Origin of the sequence: Pseudomonas sp. MIACH, from assembly GCF_001269925.1 — a bacterium.
Taxonomy (GTDB): Bacteria; Pseudomonadota; Gammaproteobacteria; order Pseudomonadales; family Pseudomonadaceae; genus Aquipseudomonas.
Genome location: NZ_LHVO01000053.1, coordinates 353,646 through 374,465, shown reverse-complemented (window position 1 = coordinate 374,465; position 20,820 = coordinate 353,646). Strand labels below are relative to the sequence as shown.

The following is a 20,820-nucleotide window of genomic DNA, read 5'->3' as shown; positions in this document are numbered from 1 at the left end:
GGTGACTGCACATGAATGATTTACAGATCGACGACATCAAGACCGACGAAAACGCCGCCATGGTGTTGCTGGTCGACGACCAGGCCATGATCGGCGAAGCCGTACGGCGTGGCCTGGCCCATGAAGAAAACATCGACTTCCACTTCTGCGCCGACCCGCACCAGGCGATTGCCCAGGCCATCCGTATCAAGCCGACGGTGATCCTGCAGGATCTGGTGATGCCGGGCCTCGACGGCCTGACCCTGGTGCGCGAGTACCGCAACCACCCGGCTACCCAGAACATCCCGATCATCGTGCTTTCCACCAAGGAAGACCCGCTGATCAAGAGCGCGGCGTTCTCGGCGGGGGCTAACGATTACCTGGTCAAGCTGCCGGATAACATCGAGCTGGTGGCGCGGATCCGCTATCACTCGCGCTCCTACATGACCCTGTTGCAGCGCGATGCCGCCTACCGTGCGCTGCGCGTCAGTCAGCAGCAGTTGCTGGACACCAACCTGGTGTTGCAACGGCTGATGAACTCCGATGGCCTGACCGGGCTGTCCAACCGCCGCCACTTCGACGAATACCTGGAGCTGGAATGGCGGCGCGCCATGCGCGACCAGACCCAGCTGTCGCTGCTGATGATCGACGTGGACTTCTTCAAGACCTACAACGACAGCTTTGGCCACGTCGAAGGCGATGAAGCCCTGCGCAAAGTCGCCACCACCATCCGTGAAGCCAGCAGTCGCCCCTCGGACCTGCCGGCGCGTTACGGTGGCGAAGAGTTCGCCCTGGTGCTGCCGAACACCTCGCCGGGCGGCGCACGGCTGGTGGCGGAAAAGCTGCGCATGGCGGTTGCTGCGCTGAAAATCCCGCATATCGCCCCGGTTGAAGGCTCCAGCCTGACCATCAGCATCGGCCTGTCGACCATGACGCCGGTGCAGGGGACCGATTGCCGCCAGTTGATCATGGCGGCGGACAAGGGCTTGTATACGGCCAAGCACAACGGGCGAAACCTCGTCGGCATCGAGTGACCTGAGGCCGCAACAGATCAAAATGTGGGAGGGAGCTTGCCCCCTCCCACATTTAACCCTGCGTAGTCTGCCTTTTCGCCAGGCGGGCTGCCGCTCCCCCCCGTTTGCCGTTATACTCGCCGGCTTTCAAAAGTTCGCCAACGAGTGCTGCCCGCCATGGAAATCAACCCGATCCTGAACACCATCAAGGACCTGTCCGAGCGCTCCGAAACTATTCGGGGGTATCTTTGACTACGATCAAAAGCATGAGCGTCTGACCGAAGTCAATCGCGAGCTTGAAGATCCGAGTGTCTGGAACAAACCTGAATACGCCCAGGAACTGGGCCGCGAGCGCTCTGCGCTGGCGCAGATCGTCGATACCCTCGACGAACTGAACACCGGCCTGGGCGATTGCCGCGACCTGCTCGACATGGCCGTCGAAGAAAATGACGAAGGCGCAGTGGGCGATGTTGTCGCCGAGCTGGCCCGTCTTGAGGAAAACCTCGCCAAGCTTGAATTCCGTCGCATGTTCAGCCACGAAATGGACCCGAACAACGCCTACCTGGACATCCAGGCCGGTTCCGGCGGCACCGAAGCCCAGGACTGGGCCAACATCCTGTTGCGCATGTACCTGCGCTGGGCCGACAAACGCGGTTTCGACGCCACCATCATGGAATTGTCGGCCGGTGAAGTCGCCGGCATCAAGGGCGCGACCGTGCACATCAAGGGCGAATACGCCTTTGGCTGGCTGCGTACCGAGATCGGCGTGCACCGCCTGGTGCGCAAGAGTCCGTTCGACTCCGGCAACCGTCGCCACACCTCGTTCTCTGCGGTGTTCGTCTCGCCTGAGATCGATGACAAGGTGGAAATCGAGATCAACCCGGCCGACCTGCGTATCGACACCTACCGCTCCTCCGGCGCCGGTGGCCAGCACGTAAACACCACCGACTCGGCCGTACGGATTACCCACGTACCGACCAACACCGTGGTCAGCTGCCAGAACGAGCGTTCCCAGCACGCCAACAAGGACACCGCCATGAAAATGCTGCGGGCCAAGTTGTACGAGCAGGAAATGCAGAAGCGCAACGCCGCGTCCCAAGCGCTGGAAGACACCAAGTCGGATATCGGCTGGGGTCACCAGATCCGCTCTTATGTGCTCGATGCATCGCGGATCAAGGATCTGCGCACTAACATCGAACGCAGCGACTGCGACAAGGTGCTCGACGGCGACATCGACGAATACCTGGAAGCCAGCCTGAAATCTGGCCTGTAACCCCTTGTAGGAGCCGGCATGCCGGCGATCCCCGGCCTACGCCTGGGACAACGAACCTGATGGAAAATTTAAAGACATGAGCGACCAACAACTCGACCCGCAAGCCCTGCAACAGGAAGAAAACTCCCTGATCGCCCTGCGCAAGGAAAAGCTGGCTGCCGAGCGCGCCAAGGGCAATGCCTTTCCCAACGACTTCCGCCGCGAAAACTACTGCGATGCGTTGCAGAAGCAGTACGCGGACAAGACCAAGGAAGAGCTGGCAGAGGCTGCGATCCCGGTCAAGGTGGCAGGTCGCATCATGCTCAACCGTGGCTCGTTCATGGTGATCCAGGACATGACCGGGCGTATCCAGGTCTACGTCAACCGCAAGACCCTGTCGGAAGAGACCCTGGCCTCGGTGAAAACCTGGGACATGGGCGACATCATCGCAGCCGAAGGCACCCTGGCCCGTTCCGGCAAGGGCGACCTGTACGTGGAAATGACCAGCGTGCGCCTGCTGACCAAATCCCTGCGCCCGCTCCCGGACAAGCACCATGGCCTGACCGACACCGAGCAGCGCTACCGCCAGCGTTATGTCGACCTGATCGTCAACGAAGACGTGCGCCAGACATTCCGCGTGCGTTCGCAGGTCATCGCGCACATCCGCAGCTTCCTGATGCAGCGTGACTTCCTGGAAGTGGAAACCCCGATGCTGCAAACCATCCCGGGTGGTGCCGCAGCCAAGCCGTTCGAAACCCACCACAACGCGCTGGACCTGGAAATGTTCCTGCGTATCGCGCCGGAGCTGTACCTCAAGCGTCTTGTGGTCGGCGGCTTCGAGAAGGTGTTCGAGATCAACCGCAACTTCCGTAACGAAGGCGTCTCGACCCGTCACAACCCAGAATTCACCATGTTGGAGTTCTACCAGGCCTACGCCGACTACGAAGACAACATGGACCTGACCGAAGAGCTGTTCCGCGAGCTGGCGCAGTTGGTCCTGGGCAGCACCGACGTGCCTTACGGCGACAAGGTGTTCCATTTCGGTGAGCCGTTCGTGCGCCTGTCGGTGTTCGACTCGATCCTCAAGTACAACCCCGAGCTGACCGCAGACGACCTTAACGACATCGACAAGGCCCGCGCCATCGCCAAGAAAGCCGGCGCCAAGGTGCTGGGCTTCGAAGGCCTGGGCAAACTGCAGGTGATGATTTTCGAAGAGCTGGTGGAGCACAAGCTGGAGCAGCCGCACTTCATTACCCAGTACCCGTTCGAAGTGTCGCCGCTGGCTCGTCGCAACGATGACAACCCGAACGTCACCGACCGTTTCGAGCTGTTCATCGGTGGCCGCGAAATCGCCAACGCCTACTCCGAGCTCAACGATGCCGAAGACCAGGCCGAGCGCTTCATGGCCCAGGTGGCCGACAAGGACGCCGGCGACGACGAAGCCATGCACTACGACGCTGACTTCGTACGTGCCCTGGAATACGGCATGCCGCCAACGGCCGGTGAAGGTATCGGCATCGACCGCTTGGTGATGTTGTTGACCAACTCGCCGTCGATCCGCGATGTGATCTTGTTCCCGCACATGCGGCCACAAGCGTAACCTCAGCGAAATCCAGAGCCGCCTTTTATAAGGCGGCTTTTTTATGTGGCGTTTTTAAGCGTCAAGCAAACAGCGCCAGGTTTTGATCTATTCAAGGATGTGTGTCGTGAACCGCGTAACCGCTCAAGAAGGTGCCGCCGGCATTGCCGCTGCCGTGGCTGAAAGCGTCCAGTACCAGGGCCGTAAGGCCAGCCGTCGGGGCAGCGAGCAACGCCGGCAAGACATTCTCGATGCGGCCATGCGCATCGTGGTGCGCGAGGGCGTGCGAGCCGTGCGTCATCGCGCGGTGGCGGCGGAGGCGGGGGTGCCGTTGTCGGCCACTACCTATTACTTCAAGGACATCGATGACCTGCTCACCGATACCTTTGCCCAGTACGTTGAACGCAGCGCTGCGTTCATGGGCAAGTTGTGGGTGCGCAACGAAGGCCTGCTGCGCGAGATGGTCGCCTATGGCGACGGCAGCCCGGAATCGCGCTCGCAACTGGCCGATGACATCGCGCGGCTGACCGCCGACTATGTGCTGCGCCAACTGACCAACCGCCGCGAACACCTGATGGCCGAACAGGCCTTTCGCCAGGAAGCCTTGCTCAACCCGCGCCTGGCGCAATTGGTGCGCTCCCACCAGCAGATTCTGTTGCAGGGCACGGGGCAGTTTTTCCAGGTATTGGGCTCCCGCGAGCCGCAACAGGACGCCAAGGTGTTGACGGCGATAATCAGTCGGATGGAATATCAGTGCCTGCTGGGCGGCGCAGAGCCTCTGACCGGTGAAGAGATGCTTGAGATCCTCAAGCGTTACATGCATTTGGTGTTGGCCTCGGTCTGACACCGGGGGAGTCCAATGAAAACCTGGCGTGTGGCGGTAATCGCCTTGTCGTTCCTGCTGCTCAGCGGTTGCCTGGTCACGTTCAAGGATCCATTGCCCGCCCATGAGGCGGCGCCGCAAGAGTTGTTGGGCCATTGGACCAGCAAGAATGCCTGGGGCGAACCGCTCAATCTGCAAATCAGCGCTGCCGGAGAGCACCGCTACAAGGCGGTGAGCTACCCTAAAGCCACACCGGCCCAGCGCGATGAGTACCTGTTTACCGTGTCGCGCCATGGCAGCCGCTGGTATCTGTCGGCCCCGTTGCCGGCCCGATTCGGTGGGCATTATTTCCTGGCCGGGTTCGAGTTCGACGATAAGCACGAATTGGTGGTCTATAACCTCGACCTCGACCAGATTCACCAAGCCATGGGCCAACAGGTGCTGCACGGCAGTACCGTGGATACCGTCGAAGGCGCCGGTGTATTGGTCGACAGCTCCATGGACCAGGTGTTCGCCTACCTGGACGATCCGGCCAATGCCGATGTGTTCGTTGAAGCCGTGCGCTATCAGCGCGCGGGCAAATAACGTTTAGAGAGGAAGCACCGGGTGGACGATTACCAGCAGACGATACGCAGCTTGTCCGATCGCATTGTGCTGGCGCAAACACCGATTCGCGTCCTCGACGCCGTGAAGTGGGACGACAACATTCGTCAGGGATTCCTCAAGGCCAAGGGCAAGGCAATGCCGGCCGTGGACCGCGACTATTACCTGAACCGGCCGCTGTCGTTCGACTCCAGTGCAGTGAAGCTGGAGTTCCAGAACATCGAACGTGACATCACTCGCCGCCTTGGCCAGTTCAGCCCGGTGGGGCAGATCATGCGCCGCATGTGCCGTGAATACCGCATGGTGGTGCGGATGCTCGAAGCGCGCGGCACCGAGGACTTCGGCCTGATTTCCCAGGAACTGTACGGCGCCGCCTCCGACGCCTTTCACGCCGGCGACCCGACCCTGGCTGACCTGGGCCTGATGCTTTCCGATTACCTGAACAATATTGACGGCCGTGGCGACCTCAAGGACGAAGCCAAGACCCTCACCGCCAAGGACGCCGTCGCCCTGCTGCAAACCCGCCTGAACAAGGTGTTTGGCGAAGCCGAAGAAACCATCCGCGTGTTCGAGTCCGACGGTATCGTCGCCGATGCCGCAGCGGGCGCCGACTACATCAAGATCCGCGCCGACGCGATGTTCAACGACCGCGACGTGCGTGCGCTGGAAGTCCACGAAGGCCTGGTGCATGTCGGTACCACGCTCAACGGCCAGAACCAGCCGATCTGCACCTTCCTGTCCAAGGGCCCGCCGTCGTCCACCGTGACCCAGGAAGGCCTGGCGATCCTGATGGAGATCATCACCTTCGCCTCCTACCCGAGCCGCTTGCGCAAACTGACCAACCGCACCCGTGCCATTCACATGGTGGAGGAGGGTGCCGATTTCCTGCAGGTGTTCGAGTTCTTCCGCGAGCAAGGCTTTGAAATGGCCGAAAGCTATGGCAATGCCAGTCGGGTGTTTCGTGGCTCGGTGCCGAACGGTCTGCCGTTTACCAAGGATTTGTCCTACCTCAAGGGCTTTATCATGGTTTACAACTACATCCAGCTGGCAGTGCGCAAAGGCAAGCTGGAGCAAGTGCCGCTGCTGTTCTGCGGCAAGACCACCCTGGAAGACATGCGCACCTTGCGCCAACTGGTGGACGAAGGCCTGGTGGTGCCACCCAAGTACCTGCCTGAACAGTTCCGCGACATGAACGCACTGGCGGCGTGGATGTGCTTCTCCAACTTCCTCAACCACTTGAGCCTGGACCGGATCGAGGCGGATTACTCCAATATCCTCTAAACGCTGTTACTCACGAGGCTTCAACGGATGAGAATCCTCGGCATTCTATGCCTGCTACTCACATTGAACGGTTGCAGCTCGTTGCTGTTCTACCCCGAACCCGGTCTGCCGTTTACGCCCGAAAAAGCGCACCTGCAGTACCGCGACGTCACCCTCACCACCGCCGATGGCGTGAAGTTGCACGCGTGGTGGCTGCCGGCCAAGGCCGGAGTGCCCGTCAAAGGTACCGTGCTGCACCTGCACGGCAATGGCGGCAACCTGGCCTGGCACCTGGGCGGCAGCTGGTGGTTGCCGGAGCAGGGCTACCAGGTACTGCTGCTGGACTATCGCGGTTATGGGCTGTCAGAAGGCAAGCCCTCATTGCCGGCGATTTATCAGGATGTGGATGCGGCCTTCAGTTGGCTCGACAAAGCCCCTGAAACCCAGGGCCAGCCGTTGATCGTCCTCGGTCAAAGCCTCGGCGGTGCGCTGGCGGTGCATTACCTGGCGGAGCACCCGCAGCGTCAGTCCCAACTCAAAGCGCTGGTGCTCGATGGTGTGCCCGCCAGTTATCGTGACGTAGGACAATTCGCCCTGAGCACCTCCTGGTTAACATGGCCATTGCAGGTGCCCTTGTCTTGGTTGGTGCCCGACGCCGACAGCGCGATCAAGGCCATGCCGCAACTGACCGGCGTGCCGAAATTGCTGTTCCACAGCCTGGATGACCCGATCGTGCCCCTGGCCAACGGCATCCGGCTGTATCAGGCCGCGCCAGCGCCCCGCGTGTTGCAGTTGACCCGGGGCGGCCATGTGCAGACCTTCGCCGACAAGACCTGGCAGACCGTGATGCTGCGCTACCTGGACGACCCGCAGCACTTTAACGGCCTGCGCCGCCTGGGCGAGATTCCGAACTACCCCATTCCTAAAGTTGATTCATCAGAGAGCCCGCAATGAGCGAAGAACGCAACATGATCCCGCTGATTCTCACCGGCATCGGTACCATCATCGGCACCGTCGGCTGCCTGTGGTACTACGGCTATTTGCACTTCGCCAAGCCGGAAGATGCGCTGCTGCTCAGCGACTTCACCATGCTCAAGACCGTGCCGGGCGAGGACTACAAGATCTCCCTGACTCCGGCCGCGCAAGTGGCGCAGTGCGTCGATGGCGTGCTGGTAATGTTCGATACCGAGCAAAAAGGCTTGAGTGGCGTGTTGGTCAACAACAAGAAGCAGGCGGTGCGTTGCCTGGGCCAGGAAACCCCGCAACTGCAGCAGTGAACCATCGTATCGGAGTCGATGTGCTGCATGGGTTGTGAGACGGTTCAATTCCAACAGTCGGGATTAGTTGGAACCATATCGCGTAAAACGCCACAGAAAACGGTGTAACTTACACAGATCAGGGCCGAGAAAGTGGCGATAACTATTTTTTCAACTCCTGCAAATCCTGCAGTTCCTGAAAGTCCGGCAGTGCAGAACATGCTGGATATGGTCAGGTGCCATGGGGCTCTGGAACGGTTAAACGCTCAGCAGCATAAGCAAGCCCCGAAGATTGAGCTGCCAGGCGATGACACAAACCGTCCTATTCACTTTGGCGAGCCAAAAAAAAACCCACCATAAGGTGGGTTTTTTTATCCAGCATCAATCAATCAGTTAGCCAGGGACGACCGTGGCTTGACCGGTTGGTTATCGTTGGAGATGGTCACTTCAACGCGGCGGTTCATGGCGCGGCCCGACACACTGCCGTTATCGGCAACCGGGTATTCCTTGCCGTAACCGGTGGTCACGATGCGGCGTGGGTCAACGCCCATCTTGATCAGCGCAACCTGCACCGAAGCGGCACGGCGCTCCGACAGGCTCTGGTTGTAGGCATCGCTGCCGGTGCTGTCTGTGTAGCCTTCAACGATCACCTGGCGATCCGGGTTTTCCTGAAGGAACTGAGCCAGCTTATTGATATTGACCAGGCCGCTGGATTTCAGGTCAGCCTTGTTGGTAGCAAACAGCACGTCACCAAAGGTCACCAGGGTGCCGCGATCGGTTTGCTTGGCGTTCAGGCTGTCCTGCAGTTGCTTGATCTGTGCATCGCGTGCTTCGAGCAGTGCACGGGCACGTTCGTCGCCGGCGTTTTTCAGCTTGGCTTCGGATTCGCGCAGCACGATGGTGTCTTTGGCGACTTCAACGCGTTGGTTGGTCAGGTAGGCCAGTTGGTCAACTTTCTTCTGGTCTTCCTTGTCACGGTAGGCCTTGTCAGCCTTGTCCAGCCAATCCTGGGCGTCCTTGGTTTCCAAGGCTGCTACTTTGGTGGCGTTCGGGTTGGCCTGCAGGGCCGAGAAGTTGGTCCGTGCGTTTTCCAGGTTCGCGTTTGGCGGGGTGGAGCACGCCGCCAGGGCAACGCTCATCGCCAGCAGGGCAGGGATCATCAATTGTTTACGCATAGTCGTGTCGTCCTTTCAATTCGATATCGGGTGCAATGCAATCAGGGGCGGCGGCTTATTGCTGTTTGATAACAGCCGGGCGCATGCCTTCCTGACGCAGCTCCTGGACAGCCTTCTGGGAGTCCTTCACAGCCTGTTCAGCCTTGGCAGCCTGGGCTTTGCGCTCTGCAACGCGAGCGTCCCATTCGGCTTGCTCAGACAGGCGACGGGCCTCGTCATAGTTCTTGTCGTGCATGGCGATTTCGGCTTGCTTGAGCTTGTCCTGGGCCGACTTCATTTCTACGGCCGCGTACTCGGTGCCGCCGGCGCTCACTGCGCTGTTGACCGCAGATTGGGTCACCGCGTATTGCTCGGTTGGCGGGTTGCCGGCGCAACCGGCCAGAACGAAGCTGGTGCCGATTGCCAGCGCGGCCAATTTAAGCCCGCGCAGGTGGTTAAACGAGGATTTGGCAGTGCTGGTCTTCATCGTCTTCAACTCCATTGGATAACTCCTGAAAAACATCAAAATCCATCTCAGTCGGTGAGCGGCGGGGGCGCGGCGGTAAAGCACGACATGCCCTTTCAAACGGCCGTTCCAAGTGATGGCTTACTGGCTGTGACCGGAGGCTTTTTTCAAAAGTTCAGAGAAGATGGCGATTTGCCAAAAAAAATATCTGACTAAACGGTCAGCGAAAAAAATTGGAACTTTCATGACGGACAGCGGTACGCCGGGCCTCTGGGAGGCCCGGAATACAAGGGTTTTATCGGGGGGCGTAGCTCTTTCAGTGCTTGGGTTCGTCAGCGCTGTCCGACAAATCTTGCAGGTAGCGCCGCGATAAAGAGAGAAAGCGCGGGGTAGGGCCGACGTCTTCGTACAAGGGATCGCCCTCTTCATCGGTGGCAATCACATGCTGCCCCTTGACGTAGGGAAAGCTGGCTTCCAGCTCTTCGAGCGCCGCCCCGATCAGCTCGCCGAGCAGTTCTTCGGTGTGGCGCTTGGGGTACATCTCGGCAATGGCCGCCAACCGCGCTGCGGCCTCGACATCGAGATGGATGGCGTACTCGGTCTTGGTCAGGCGACCCTTGGCGTTCTCTTCCCAATGCTGGGCCAGTTCTCGAATTTTCATGGCAACCTCAATAGAACCCGCGATGGCGGGCGGTGATGAGTGACCAGTCGCTCGCATGGATAACACGACGACTCACAGTTGAGACTAGCCGCAAGTCACAAGGTTTAAAGTCTTGTCATAAAACGATGCTGGCGGCACTCTGGCAGACCTGCGCGTCCCGGATTTCTGGCTGGAGATTGGCTGATGAGTGATATCGATGCACGCTTGCGTGAGGATGTTCACCTGCTGGGTGAGCTGTTGGGCAACACCATTCGAGAGCAGTACGGCGATGATTTCCTCGACAAGATCGAGCAGATCCGCAAAGGCGCCAAGGCCGACCGCCGTGGAGCCACCCCGGACAAAGCCGCGGGTGATGAACTGAGCGCCAGTCTCAATCAGTTGCAGGAAGACGAACTGCTGCCCGTTGCGCGGGCCTTCAACCAGTTCCTCAACCTGGCCAATATCGCCGAGCAGTACCAGTTGATTCATCGGCGCGATGAGTCGCAGCCGGCACCGTTCGAATCCCGCGTATTGCCGGAGTTGCTGGCCCGTCTGCAAGGCGAGGGTCACAGCAACGAATCCCTGGCCCGCCAGTTGGGGCGCCTGGAGATTGAACTGGTGCTCACCGCCCACCCCACCGAAGTGGCGCGTCGCACCCTGATCCAGAAATACGATGCCATCGCCGCACAACTGGCGCTGCAGGATCACCGTGACCTCACCACCGCTGAGCGCGAGCAGATCCGCCAGCGCCTGCAACGCTTGATCGCCGAAGCCTGGCACACCGAAGAAATCCGCCGCACCCGGCCGACGCCGGTGGATGAAGCCAAATGGGGCTTTGCGGTGATTGAGCATTCGTTGTGGCATGCGATCCCCAATTACCTGCGCAAGGCCGACCAGGCGTTACATGCCGCCACGGGCCTGCGCCTGCCGCTGGAAGCTGCGCCGATCCGCTTTGCGTCGTGGATGGGCGGCGACCGTGACGGCAACCCGAATGTCACCGCGCCGGTGACCCGCGAGGTGTTGCTGCTGGCGCGCTGGATGGCTGCCGATCTGTACCTGCGCGATATTGACCACCTGGCCTCCGAACTGTCGATGCAAAAGGCCAGCCCGGCGTTGCAGGCCAAGGTTGGCGACAGCGTCGAACCCTATCGCGCCCTGCTCAAGCAACTGCGCGAACGCCTGCGCGCCACGCGCCAATGGGCGCATACCGCGTTGAGCAGCAGCACGCCGGCGCCTGCCGAGGTCTTGCAGAACAACCGCGACCTGCTCGAGCCACTGGAGCTGTGCTACCAGTCGCTGCACGAGTGCGGCATGGGCGTGATCGCCGACGGCCCACTGCTCGATTGCCTGCGCCGGGCCGTCACCTTTGGTCTGTTCCTGGTGCGCCTCGACGTGCGCCAGGATTCCAGTCGCCACTCGGCGGCCATGACCGAAATCACTGATTACCTGGGCCTGGGCCGTTACGAGGACTGGAACGAAGAGATGCGCATCAGCTTCCTGATGAAGGAGCTGGCCAATCGTCGACCGCTGTTGCCGGGCTATTTCAAGCCCTCGGCCGATACCGCCGAAGTGCTCAACACCTGCAAGGAAGTCGCCGCCGCACCTGCCGCCTCTTTAGGCTCGTATGTCATCTCCATGGCTGGCGCCGCGTCAGACGTATTGGCGGTGCAACTGCTGCTTAAAGAGTCGGGCGTGCAACGACCAATGCGCGTTGTGCCTCTGTTCGAAACCCTGGCCGACCTGGATAACGCCGGTCCCGTGATCGAGCAACTGTTGCTGCTGCCGGGCTACCGCGCGCGCTTGCACGGCCCGCAGGAAGTGATGATCGGCTACTCCGACTCGGCCAAGGACGCCGGCACCACCGCCGCCGCCTGGGCGCAGTACCGGGCCCAGGAGCGGCTGGTGGATATTTGCCGTGAGCAACAGGTGGAATTGCTGCTGTTCCATGGTCGCGGCGGCACCGTCGGGCGTGGCGGCGGCCCGGCCCACGCGGCGATCCTGTCGCAACCGCCGGGTTCGGTGGCGGGGCGTTTCCGTACCACCGAGCAAGGCGAGATGATCCGCTTCAAGTTCGGCTTGCCGGACATTGCTGAACAGAACCTCAATCTGTACCTGGCCGCCGTGTTGGAAGCGACGTTGCTGCCACCGCCGCCACCGGAGCCGGCTTGGCGGCATTTGATGGATGAATTGGCGGCCGACGGTGTCAGCGCTTACCGCGCAGTGGTGCGGGAAAATCCGCAATTCGTCGAGTATTTTCGCCAGTCCACCCCCGAGCAGGAGCTGGGTCGCCTGCCCCTGGGCAGTCGCCCGGCCAAGCGGCGTGCCGGCGGTATAGAAAGCCTGCGCGCCATTCCGTGGATCTTCGGCTGGACCCAGACTCGCCTGATGCTGCCGGCCTGGCTGGGTTGGGAAGCCGCGCTTAGCAAGGCGCTGGAGCGCGGTGAAGGCGAACTGCTGGGGCAAATGCGCGAACAGTGGCCGTTCTTTCGCACCCGCATCGATATGCTGGAAATGGTGCTGGCCAAGGCCGATGCCGATATTGCGCGTCTCTATGACGAGCGCCTGGTGCAGCCGGACCTGTTGCCATTGGGTGCGCACTTACGCGACCTATTGTCGCAGGCCTGTAGCGTGGTACTTGGCCTGACCGGCCAGTCGCAACTGCTGGCCCATAGCCCTGACACCCTGGAGTTCATCCGCCTGCGCAACACCTATCTCGACCCCCTGCACCTGTTGCAGGCCGAGTTGCTGGCGCGCTCGCGGCGCCAGGAAGCCGCGCAAGACAGCCCTCTGGAACAGGCGCTGCTGGTGTCTGTGGCCGGTATTGCCGCCGGCTTGCGCAACACCGGCTGAGGTTTTTTGCGAGTTCTCAACGGCTTGCGCAGAAACCACGACGGCCGCCCTGAAAAGGGTGGTCGGCGTTTACGGGGCCGGTTGCACTCAGGCACACCCTACCTATGACGTACGCGTGGCGCGGGTTCCTGCGACTTTTGGCGGCTTGTGTGGTTAGGGCCCGCTGTGTATCTTGATCAGCCTTTGGCCGTTTGGGCGGCTTGGGCCCATATTTTTATGAGCCATATATTTTTACGAGATTGGCCCCACGCGGCGAATCCGAGCGTCATCTCTATAAAAAATTGAGGAGCACATCGATGCGCGTCATTCTGCTGGGAGCTCCCGGGGCCGGTAAAGGTACTCAGGCAAAGTTCATCACTGAAAAATTCGGCATTCCACAAATCTCCACTGGCGACATGCTGCGTGCTGCCGTCAAGGCCGGCACCGAGCTGGGCCTGATCGCCAAGAGCGTGATGGACAGCGGTGGCCTGGTCTCCGATGACCTGATCATCAACCTGGTCAAGGAACGCATCAGCCAGGAAGACTGCAAGAACGGCTTCCTGTTCGACGGCTTCCCACGCACCATTCCCCAGGCTGAAGCCCTGGTGAAGGCCGGCGTTGAACTCGACGCCGTGGTTGAAATTGCGGTTGAAGACGAAGAAATCGTCCAGCGTATTGCTGGTCGTCGCGTTCACGAAGCGTCGGGCCGGGTGTATCACACCGTGTATAACCCGCCAAAAGTTGAAGGCAAGGACGATGTCACCGGCGACGACCTGGTGCAGCGTAAAGACGACACTGAAGAAACCGTGCGTCATCGCCTGTCGGTCTACCATTCCCAGACCAAGCCGCTGGTGGATTTCTACCAGAAGCTGTCCGCAGCACAGGGCAAGCCGAAGTACAGCCATATCCCTGGCGTCGGTTCGGTAGAAGCGATCACTGCCAAGGTGCTGCAAGCACTGAGCTGATCCTTTATCGGCTTGATACACAACGGCCCGCTTGCGGGCCGTTGTTGTTTATACTGGCGCACTTTTTTTCGACTTGGACACCGACACCGATGAGCACCCTGCTGGCCCTGGACACCGCGACTGAAGCTTGCTCCGTTGCCTTGCTGCACGATGGCAAAGTCACAAGCCACTACGAGGTGATCCCGCGCCTGCACGCGCAGAAACTGTTGCCGATGATCAAGCAACTGCTCGAAGACGCGGGCACCACCCTGTCGGCCGTGGACGCCATCGCCTTCGGCCGCGGCCCGGGGGCGTTTACCGGGGTGCGCATTGCCATTGGTGTGGTTCAGGGCCTGGCCTTTGCATTGGAGCGCCCGGTACTGCCGGTCTCCAACCTGGCCGTACTGGCTCAGCGTGCCTTGCGCGAACACGGCGCCCAGCAGGTGGCGGCGGCTATCGATGCGCGCATGGACGAAGTGTACTGGGGCTGCTACCGCGAAACGGCTGGCGAAATGCGCCTTATCGGCGTGGAAGCGGTGCAGCCACCGGAATCGGCGGTATTGCCCGATGATGCCAGTGGTGACTGGTTCGGTGCTGGCACCGGCTGGGGTTATGGCGAGCGCATCGGTGTGTCGCTGGTGGGCCAGGACGCGAGCATGTTGCCCCATGCCGAAGACTTGCTGACTTTGGCACGCTTCGCGTTTGAACGTGGCGAGGCGATTCCTGCTGACCAGGCTGCGCCGGTTTACTTGCGCGATAAAGTCGCACAGACCAAGGCCGAAAGAGGGATTATTTGACGCCAAAAATGATGGCAATATGAGGCCAAAGTCGCCAATCGTCAGATTTTGCCCCGGTTTTTAAACCTTTTTCAAATTATGTGTTCTAGTTATCACCAGAGCATTTGCGCGCGACGGACAGTGCTGCCAAAATGCCATTACTGATAGCGAGTTCGCGCCTATGCGTATTGATGGATTTTCCTCACAGTCGTACCCAATCAAGCGCAAGCCGCGTAAGGCAAACGCTACGGTGGACGATTCTGTCGAGGACTCGCCGGACTTCATTGAGGTCCAATCCGATGCGAAGGCCAGTTCACAAGCCCGTATCAGCGGCGTTCCTGCCCGTCAGCAAGACATGCTCTTCCCGCGCTCCATGAGCAAAAGCGTTGCCACTGCCTTGGCCAGCTACCTGACCACCGCCGGTTTCGTCGAATGGGATATGGAAGTGCTGGGCCTCGACATTCACATCTGATGCGGCTGCCTTACTACCTCGGTTGCCCGTCCTGGAGTGAAAACGCCTGGCGCGAGTACTTGTACCCAGCCGACGCCCGCTCCGGCGATTACCTTGCCCTTTATTCCCAGGTCTTCAACGCCGTTGAAGGCAATACCACGTTCTACGCTCGCCCCTCGGCCGCTACCGTGCAGCGCTGGGCCGACATCATGCCCGAAGACTTTCGCTTCACGGCCAAATTTCCCGGTGACATCAGTCACGGTGGCGACTTGCGTGAGCAATTGCCGGCAGCGGAAAGTTTTGTCGGTCTGATGAGCCCGCTCGGTGCCCGTGTTTCGCCGCTGTGGCTGCAACTGTCGGCGAGTTTTTCGCCGCAACGCCTGGCTGAACTGGCCGGTTTTATTGATGGCCTGGAACGCCCGATGGCGGTTGAAGTACGCCACCCTGAGTTCTTCGCCAAGGGCGATGCCGAGCGCACCCTCAACCGTTTGTTGCGTGATCGGGGTGTCGAGCGCATCTGCCTCGACCCGCGCGCGTTGTTCAGTTGCACGTCGACCTCGGCTGCGGTACTGCATGCTCAATCGAAAAAGCCCAAGGTGCCACCCCGTCCGGCAGCGCTGACCCAGTTTCCCCAAGTGCGTTTTATTGGCCATCCGGAGCTGGAGGCCAACGACCCGTTCCTGATCCCGTGGGTTGAAAAAATCGCCGGCTGGATCGAAGAAGGCCGCACGCCCTACGTATTCCTGCACACCTCGGACAATCGCCTGGCTGCACAGCTGGCCTTGCGTTTTCACGCCAAGCTGATGGCGCGCCTGCCCGGCCTTCCTGCACTGCCGACATTGGATCGGCAACCCGAAGTGGAGCAGCTGGGGTTACTCTAGGGCTCCTTTTTCCGCCAGGAGTCAGTCATGGATGCCCAAACCCTTCGCGCCGAAACCTTTAAGGCCCTGCATGAGCGCGACCGCGCCTTCGTGATGCCCAACCCTTGGGACGCGGGCTCGGCGGTGATGCTCGCCAGCCTTGGCTTTGAAGCCCTGGCCACGACCAGTGCGGGTTATGCGTTCAGCCTGGGGCGCCCGGATGCGGAAGGGGCATTGTCCTTGGAAGACACGTTGCTCAATGCCGCCATGATCGCCAAGGCTACCGCGCTGCCGGTGGCGGCCGACCTGGAAAACGGCTTCAGCGACACCCCCGACGGCTGTGCCGAGACCATCTTGCGTGCGGCGGCCAGCGGTATCGTGGGGGGCTCTATCGAGGATGCCACCGGCATTGCTGTCGACCCAATCTATCCCTTCGACCTCTCCGTCGAGCGTGTGGAAGCCGCCGTTGCCGCCGCCCGCAGTCTGCCATTCCCCTTCACGCTGACCGCCCGCGCGGAAAACCTTCTGCATGGTCGCCTGGATCTGCCCGACACCATTCGCCGCCTGCAGGCCTACGCCGAAGCCGGCGCCGACGTGCTCTATGCGCCGGGCCTGCGCAGTGCCGAAGACGTGCTGGCGGTGGTCAAGGCCGTGGCGCCCAAACCGGTGAATGTGCTGATGTCCGGTGGGCTGAAACTCAGCGTGGCGCAATTGAGCGAAATGGGCGTCAAGCGCATCAGCGTCGGGTCGGCCATGGCGCTGGCGGCGTATGGCGAGTTCTATCGGGCGGCGCAGGAAGTCCAGGCATTGGGCACGTTCACCTTTACCGAGCGTTCGATGCCCTTCAGCCAGGCCAATCAGTTCTTCAAGGGTTAAGGCGTGCGCGTTCTCAACGGGATGGGCGTGCTGTTGTTGCTTGGCGGGGCGTTTACGGTCGGTGTCTGGCGCGGCTGGTTACCGCTGCCGGATGCGTGGAATCCCTGGGCGCCCCTGGATGTGCGCGCCAGTCCGAACCTGTTGACCCGCTACAAGCTGGGGCGCCTGCAGGATGACCCCGCGTTGTGCGATCAAGTGCTGAAAACCTCGGGCCTGCGGGTCAGCCACCAGGCCGATACGCCTGCGGACGCGGTCTGTCCTCTGCGCAATACCTTGCGCGTGCAGGGCGCAGACGTGGCATTAAGCAGCAGCTTCCTCGCCAGTTGCCCATTGGCGGTGGCGTTCGCGCTGTTTGAGCGTCACAGCCTGCAACCGGCGGCCCAGGCGGTGTTCGGCCAGGCGGTGACGCGGGTCGATCACCTGGGCAGTTTTGCCTGTCGCAACATGTATAGCCGTGCCGAAGGGCGGCTCAGCCAGCATGCGTCGGCCAATGCCCTGGATATTGCCGGGTTTCGCCTGGCGGACGGGCGCAGTATCAGCGTGCTCAAGGATTGGTCGGGGGAAGGCGACAGCGCGCGGTTCCTGCGCCAGGTGCGCGATGGTGCCTGTGATGATTTCAATGTGGTGTTGAGCCCGGACTACAACGCCGCGCACCGCAACCATTTCCATCTGGACATGGGGCGTTGGTGGGTCTGTCGTTAAGCGGCCAGTCGCAGGTTCTGGGTGATCAGTGGGCGTGCCCAGTGGTAGTCGAAATCCAGCGCCTTCTGTTGCGCCAGCAGTTCTTCGGTGGGGTAAGGCGTGGCCGGCGGCGGCAACAGGTCCAGCTCGAACTCGGCAATTGGCAAGTGCAATGGGCGTGGTTCCGGCGCAGGGCCTGGCGCGGGCAGCGGCTGACCCGCCGTCAGGACGATGGGACGAACCCAGCCGCTTTCGAAATTCTGCTGGCGCTGTTGGGCGACGATTTCTTCCTGTGGGAACGGCTCGGCGGCCGGTGGCAGCAACTCGGTTTCGAATTCGGCGATAGGCAGGAACAGTGGCTCAGGCGGGGCGATCTCGGTGTCTTTGACGTCGCACTCACGCTGGGTGAGGATCTGCGACAACAGGTCGGCACCGGCGCTGGGCTCTACCGCCGGGTCCGCCGGTGCTGGCGCCTTGGCGGCGAGCGCGTCCGGCGTTTCACCGAGCTGTTCGGCCAGCGCTCGGGCGAAGAAGTCCTGCCACACATGACTCACCCCGGCCAGCGCTTGAGTATTGCGCAGGCCGTAGTGGTTGTGGGTCGGCAGTACACCGATGGTTAGGGGGAGAATGTCTGACATTTTTCTCGGTCGACGCTCAGCTCTGGCAAAATACCTGACTGTTGTTTTTATCGGCCGTTGTTTGCCGATCCTTAATATTTTTGAGCGTAGCGATTGATGAGTGAACAACCAGCGGCCAGCCGCATCCAGGTCGAGGCCTTGGGCGAAGGTTTCCAGACCCGGGCCGAGCAGTGGGCTGAACAGCTCGGCTTGCCTTTACAGCTCGCGGATGCGGATTTTTCCCTACAAGTGGGGGAACACGGCCTGCAACTGCAGCAGCTTGGGCCTGACGCGCCGGGACCGGTGCGAGTGGACTTTGTCGAAGGCGGCGCGGCTCACCGGCGGCTATATGGTGGCGGCAGCGGACAGATGATCGCCAAGGCCGTGGGTATTGCCCAAGGCGTGCGTCCCCGGGTGCTGGACGCAACGGCCGGCCTGGGCAAGGACGCGTTCGTGCTGGCCAGCCTGGGCTGCGAGATGAGCCTGATCGAGCGGCAACCGCTGATTGGCGCCCTGCTCGAAGATGGCCTGGCACGCGGTACGCAGGATTTTGACGTGGCGCCCATCGTCGCGCGTATGAAGCTGCTCAAGGGCAACTCCATTGACGTGATGCTCAATTGGCAAGGGGAGCCGCCCCAGGTGATCTACCTCGACCCGATGTTCCCCCATCGTGAGAAAACCGCCCTGGTGAAGAAAGAAATGCGCCTGTTCCGGCCACTGGTGGGCGATGACCCGGATGCACCGGCCCTGCTGGCCGCCGCCCTGGCCTTGGCCAGCCACCGTGTGGTGGTCAAGCGCCCGCGCAAGGCGCCCTGCATCGAGGGGCCCAAGCCGAGCCACGCGTTGGATGGCAAGTCCAGCCGGTATGACATTTATCCCAAGAAAGCACTCAAGCCTTAAAAGGTACGCAAGAACGTGTGGCAAGCGGGCTCAAGGCCTATAGGCCCGCATAAACAACCCCACCACATCCTGCACATGGGCTTCGGCGGCTTCCTCACTCAACTGCCCGCCGCAGCCATACAGCAAGCAAAAGTTCGCCGTGCCCTTGAGCAGGCAAAAGAAGTGCTCGGCCGCGGTAAACGGTGTATCGATGCGCAGGGCGCCGCTCTGGTCGATTTTGCCGAGCAGGCGCTCCATGCCCTGGAGCATGCGCATGGGCCCGGCTTCGAAGAAGATCTGTGAGAGTTTCACGTCCTGATTGCCGGTGGTCATCATCAGGCGATGCAGGTTCACCGACTCTTCACTGTTGATCAGCCGATGGAATCCCCGCGCGATATTCAACAATACCGTTTGCACCGGCATGCCTTCAGGCAGTTCGAAGTACATCACCGGCAACTGCTCCTCGCACTTGGCTACCACGGCGGCGGTGAACAAGGTTTCTTTGTCGGTGAAGTGACTGTAGACGGTCAGTTTCGACACGCCGGCCTCAAGGGCCACGGCATCCATGCTGGTGTTGGCGTAGCCATTGCTCAAAAACAGGGTTTTCGCTGCCGAGAGGATAGCCTGGCGTTTTGCCATGTCCTTGGGACGCCCAGGGCTATTGGTGTTTACAGGATTGTCGGACATTTTCACCTTTAATACTGGACTGGCGAGTTTGGTATTAATAACATACTGGCCAGTATAATTATTCCTAGCTTCATTTGCGAAAGGTCCTTCAGCATGCGCAGCACTTTCCTGCCCTTTGCGTTGCCTGTCTGCCTGGTCTTCCTGCTGTCCGCTTGCGGCCATGAAGACCCGATCCAGACCACCGTCCGCCCGGCCATGGTGGTGCAGCCGCAACCCTCTGCGCAGTCGACGGACAGCTACCCCGGTGAAGTACGCGCTCGCTATGAGCCGGACCTGGCCTTTCGCATCGGTGGCAAAGTCAGCAAACGCCTGGTAGAGGAGGGTGAGCGGGTCAAGGCCAACCAGCCGCTGGCGGAGCTGGATCCCCAAGACGTGCGCCTGCAACTGGAAGCCACCCGTGCCCAGGTCGCCGCTGCCGAGGCCAACCTGAGCCTGGTACGCGCCGAGCGTGATCGCTACAAGACCCTGATGGACCGTCAGATGGTCAGCCGTTCCCAGTACGACAATTCCGAAAACCTCTACCGCTCCGGTGAGGCGCGTCTCAAGCAGATCAAGGCCGAGTTCGACGTCGCCAGTAACCAGGCCGGTTACGCCGTATTACGCGCGCCGCAGGATGGCGTCGTGGCCAAGCGCGCAGTAGAGGTCGGCCAAGTGGTCTCCGCTGGCCAGACCGTGTTCACCCTGGCCACCGATGGCGAGCGCGAAGTGCTCATCAGCCTGCCCGAACAAGGGTTTGGTCGCTTCAAGATCGGCCAGCCGGTGGCCGTGGAATTGTGGAGCCAGCCGGGCCAGCGTTTCACCGGGCGCATTCGTGAACTGTCGCCTGCGGCTGATCCAAAATCGCGGACCTTCGCCGCTCGCGTTGCCTTCACCGGCGGCAAAGTCCCGGCGGAACTGGGTCAGAGCGCTCGCGTATTCATACAGGCCGACGGCGTTGTTCCGCTGTCGGTACCGCTGTCTGCCCTCAGTGCGGAGAACGGTGCGTCCTACGTCTGGCGTGTACAGCCGGACAACACCCTCAAGCGCACGCCGGTACGCATCGGCGCCTTCGGCGAAAAAACCGTACCGGTGCTGGAAGGCCTGGCGCCCACCGATTGGGTGGTTGCCGCCGGTGTGCATGTGCTCCACGAGGGCCAGCAGGTACGCCCAGTGGATGGCTCCAACCGTGTAGTGAATCTGGCGGCCAAGGAGTAGT

Annotated in this window: 22 protein-coding genes; 17 read left to right on the top strand and 5 right to left on the bottom strand. The window is 61.0% G+C overall.

Annotated features, from left to right (window positions below):
- Window positions 1–11: 11 nt before the first annotated feature.
- The 8 genes from AD670_RS22200 (at window position 12) to AD670_RS22160 (ending at window position 7,786) form a co-directional block, all read left to right on the top strand.
- Entirely contained in the window at window positions 12–1,013 is a 1,002-nt protein-coding gene (locus AD670_RS22200; protein ID WP_053137368.1) for a diguanylate cyclase, read from the top strand.
- Between the two features lie 156 nt (window positions 1,014–1,169).
- Window positions 1,170–2,265, top strand: a protein-coding gene (gene prfB, locus AD670_RS31520) for a peptide chain release factor 2 (RefSeq protein WP_108240705.1) whose coding sequence is annotated in 2 segments (ribosomal slippage) — window positions 1,170–1,241 and window positions 1,243–2,265 — 1,095 coding nt in all. Because the reading frame shifts where the segments join, the coding sequence is not laid out codon by codon here.
- Window positions 2,266–2,341: 76 nt separating this feature from the next.
- On the top strand, window positions 2,342–3,844 hold the full coding sequence (lysS, locus tag AD670_RS22185; protein WP_053137365.1) for a lysine--tRNA ligase: 1,503 nt from the start codon (window positions 2,342–2,344) through the stop codon (window positions 3,842–3,844).
- Window positions 3,845–3,950: 106 nt separating this feature from the next.
- On the top strand, window positions 3,951–4,667 hold the full coding sequence (locus AD670_RS22180) for a TetR/AcrR family transcriptional regulator (protein WP_053137362.1): 717 nt from the start codon (window positions 3,951–3,953) through the stop codon (window positions 4,665–4,667).
- Between the two features lie 15 nt (window positions 4,668–4,682).
- Window positions 4,683–5,231: a hypothetical protein gene (locus AD670_RS22175; RefSeq protein ID WP_053137359.1), complete on the top strand. Its 549-nt coding sequence runs from the start codon at window positions 4,683–4,685 to the stop codon at window positions 5,229–5,231.
- A 21-nt stretch (window positions 5,232–5,252) separates the two neighbouring features.
- Entirely contained in the window at window positions 5,253–6,530 is a 1,278-nt protein-coding gene (locus tag AD670_RS22170; RefSeq protein ID WP_027604513.1) for a flavohemoglobin expression-modulating QEGLA motif protein, read from the top strand.
- Between the two features lie 27 nt (window positions 6,531–6,557).
- Window positions 6,558–7,463, top strand: a complete 906-nt coding sequence (locus AD670_RS22165; protein ID WP_053137357.1) for an alpha/beta hydrolase — start codon at window positions 6,558–6,560, stop codon at window positions 7,461–7,463.
- Window positions 7,460–7,786, top strand: coding sequence for a hypothetical protein (locus AD670_RS22160; protein ID WP_053137353.1), 327 nt, complete (start codon window positions 7,460–7,462; stop codon window positions 7,784–7,786). Before AD670_RS22165 ends, AD670_RS22160 begins: the two co-directional genes overlap by 4 nt.
- A gap of 368 nt (window positions 7,787–8,154) precedes the next feature.
- Here AD670_RS22160 and AD670_RS22155 read toward each other — a convergent pair whose 3' ends face one another.
- The 3 genes from AD670_RS22155 to AD670_RS22145 all read right to left on the bottom strand — a co-directional run bounded on the left by AD670_RS22155 (window position 8,155) and on the right by AD670_RS22145 (window position 10,046).
- A complete protein-coding gene (locus tag AD670_RS22155; RefSeq protein WP_053137351.1) occupies window positions 8,155–8,940 on the bottom strand; it encodes an OmpA family protein in 786 nt (261 codons plus the stop codon).
- 55 nt (window positions 8,941–8,995) lie between these two features.
- On the bottom strand, window positions 8,996–9,421 hold the full coding sequence (locus AD670_RS22150; protein ID WP_053137348.1) for a DUF4398 domain-containing protein: 426 nt from the start codon (window positions 9,419–9,421) through the stop codon (window positions 8,996–8,998).
- A 280-nt stretch (window positions 9,422–9,701) separates the two neighbouring features.
- Entirely contained in the window at window positions 9,702–10,046 is a 345-nt protein-coding gene (locus AD670_RS22145; RefSeq protein WP_053137347.1) for a hypothetical protein, read from the bottom strand.
- Window positions 10,047–10,229: 183 nt separating this feature from the next.
- On the opposite strand from AD670_RS22145, the gene ppc reads away from it, so the two are divergent.
- From ppc to AD670_RS22110, 7 genes are all read left to right on the top strand, one after another.
- The gene (gene ppc / locus AD670_RS22140; protein ID WP_053137344.1) at window positions 10,230–12,875 is read left to right on the top strand and encodes a phosphoenolpyruvate carboxylase; all 2,646 of its coding nucleotides are present in this window, start codon (window positions 10,230–10,232) and stop codon (window positions 12,873–12,875) included.
- Between the two features lie 296 nt (window positions 12,876–13,171).
- Entirely contained in the window at window positions 13,172–13,819 is a 648-nt protein-coding gene (adk, locus tag AD670_RS22135) for an adenylate kinase (RefSeq protein WP_012722567.1), read from the top strand.
- An 89-nt stretch (window positions 13,820–13,908) separates the two neighbouring features.
- Window positions 13,909–14,595 carry a tRNA (adenosine(37)-N6)-threonylcarbamoyltransferase complex dimerization subunit type 1 TsaB gene (tsaB, locus tag AD670_RS22130; RefSeq protein WP_053137342.1) on the top strand — a complete coding sequence of 229 codons (687 nt, stop codon included), beginning with the start codon at window positions 13,909–13,911 and terminating at the stop codon, window positions 14,593–14,595.
- Between the two features lie 160 nt (window positions 14,596–14,755).
- Entirely contained in the window at window positions 14,756–15,046 is a 291-nt protein-coding gene (locus AD670_RS22125; protein WP_053137340.1) for a hypothetical protein, read from the top strand.
- On the top strand, window positions 15,046–15,906 hold the full coding sequence (locus AD670_RS22120; RefSeq protein WP_053137338.1) for a DUF72 domain-containing protein: 861 nt from the start codon (window positions 15,046–15,048) through the stop codon (window positions 15,904–15,906). The genes AD670_RS22125 and AD670_RS22120 overlap by 1 nt, the downstream gene beginning before the upstream one ends.
- Before the next feature lie 27 nt (window positions 15,907–15,933).
- On the top strand, window positions 15,934–16,761 hold the full coding sequence (locus AD670_RS22115) for an isocitrate lyase/phosphoenolpyruvate mutase family protein (RefSeq protein WP_053137335.1): 828 nt from the start codon (window positions 15,934–15,936) through the stop codon (window positions 16,759–16,761).
- A 21-nt stretch (window positions 16,762–16,782) separates the two neighbouring features.
- Entirely contained in the window at window positions 16,783–17,463 is a 681-nt protein-coding gene (locus AD670_RS22110) for an extensin family protein (RefSeq protein ID WP_371263195.1), read from the top strand.
- On the opposite strand, the gene AD670_RS22105 is transcribed toward AD670_RS22110, so the two are convergent.
- On the bottom strand, window positions 17,460–18,080 hold the full coding sequence (locus AD670_RS22105) for a hypothetical protein (protein WP_053137329.1): 621 nt from the start codon (window positions 18,078–18,080) through the stop codon (window positions 17,460–17,462). The two genes, AD670_RS22110 and AD670_RS22105, sit on opposite strands and share 4 nt — an antisense overlap.
- A 96-nt stretch (window positions 18,081–18,176) precedes the next feature.
- Here AD670_RS22105 and AD670_RS22100 point away from each other — a divergent pair, with 96 nt between their 5' ends.
- Window positions 18,177–18,959 carry a class I SAM-dependent methyltransferase gene (locus tag AD670_RS22100; RefSeq protein ID WP_053137326.1) on the top strand — a complete coding sequence of 261 codons (783 nt, stop codon included), beginning with the start codon at window positions 18,177–18,179 and terminating at the stop codon, window positions 18,957–18,959.
- 30 nt (window positions 18,960–18,989) lie between these two features.
- Here the strand turns inward: AD670_RS22100 and AD670_RS22095 are convergent, their stop codons facing one another.
- Window positions 18,990–19,625, bottom strand: coding sequence for a TetR/AcrR family transcriptional regulator (locus AD670_RS22095; protein ID WP_053137322.1), 636 nt, complete (start codon window positions 19,623–19,625; stop codon window positions 18,990–18,992).
- 93 nt (window positions 19,626–19,718) lie between these two features.
- On the opposite strand from AD670_RS22095, the gene AD670_RS22090 reads away from it, so the two are divergent.
- Window positions 19,719–20,819 (top strand): efflux RND transporter periplasmic adaptor subunit, encoded by a 1,101-nt coding sequence (locus tag AD670_RS22090; protein ID WP_053137319.1) that lies wholly within the window; start codon window positions 19,719–19,721, stop codon window positions 20,817–20,819.
- Window position 20,820: the final 1 nt, after the last annotated feature.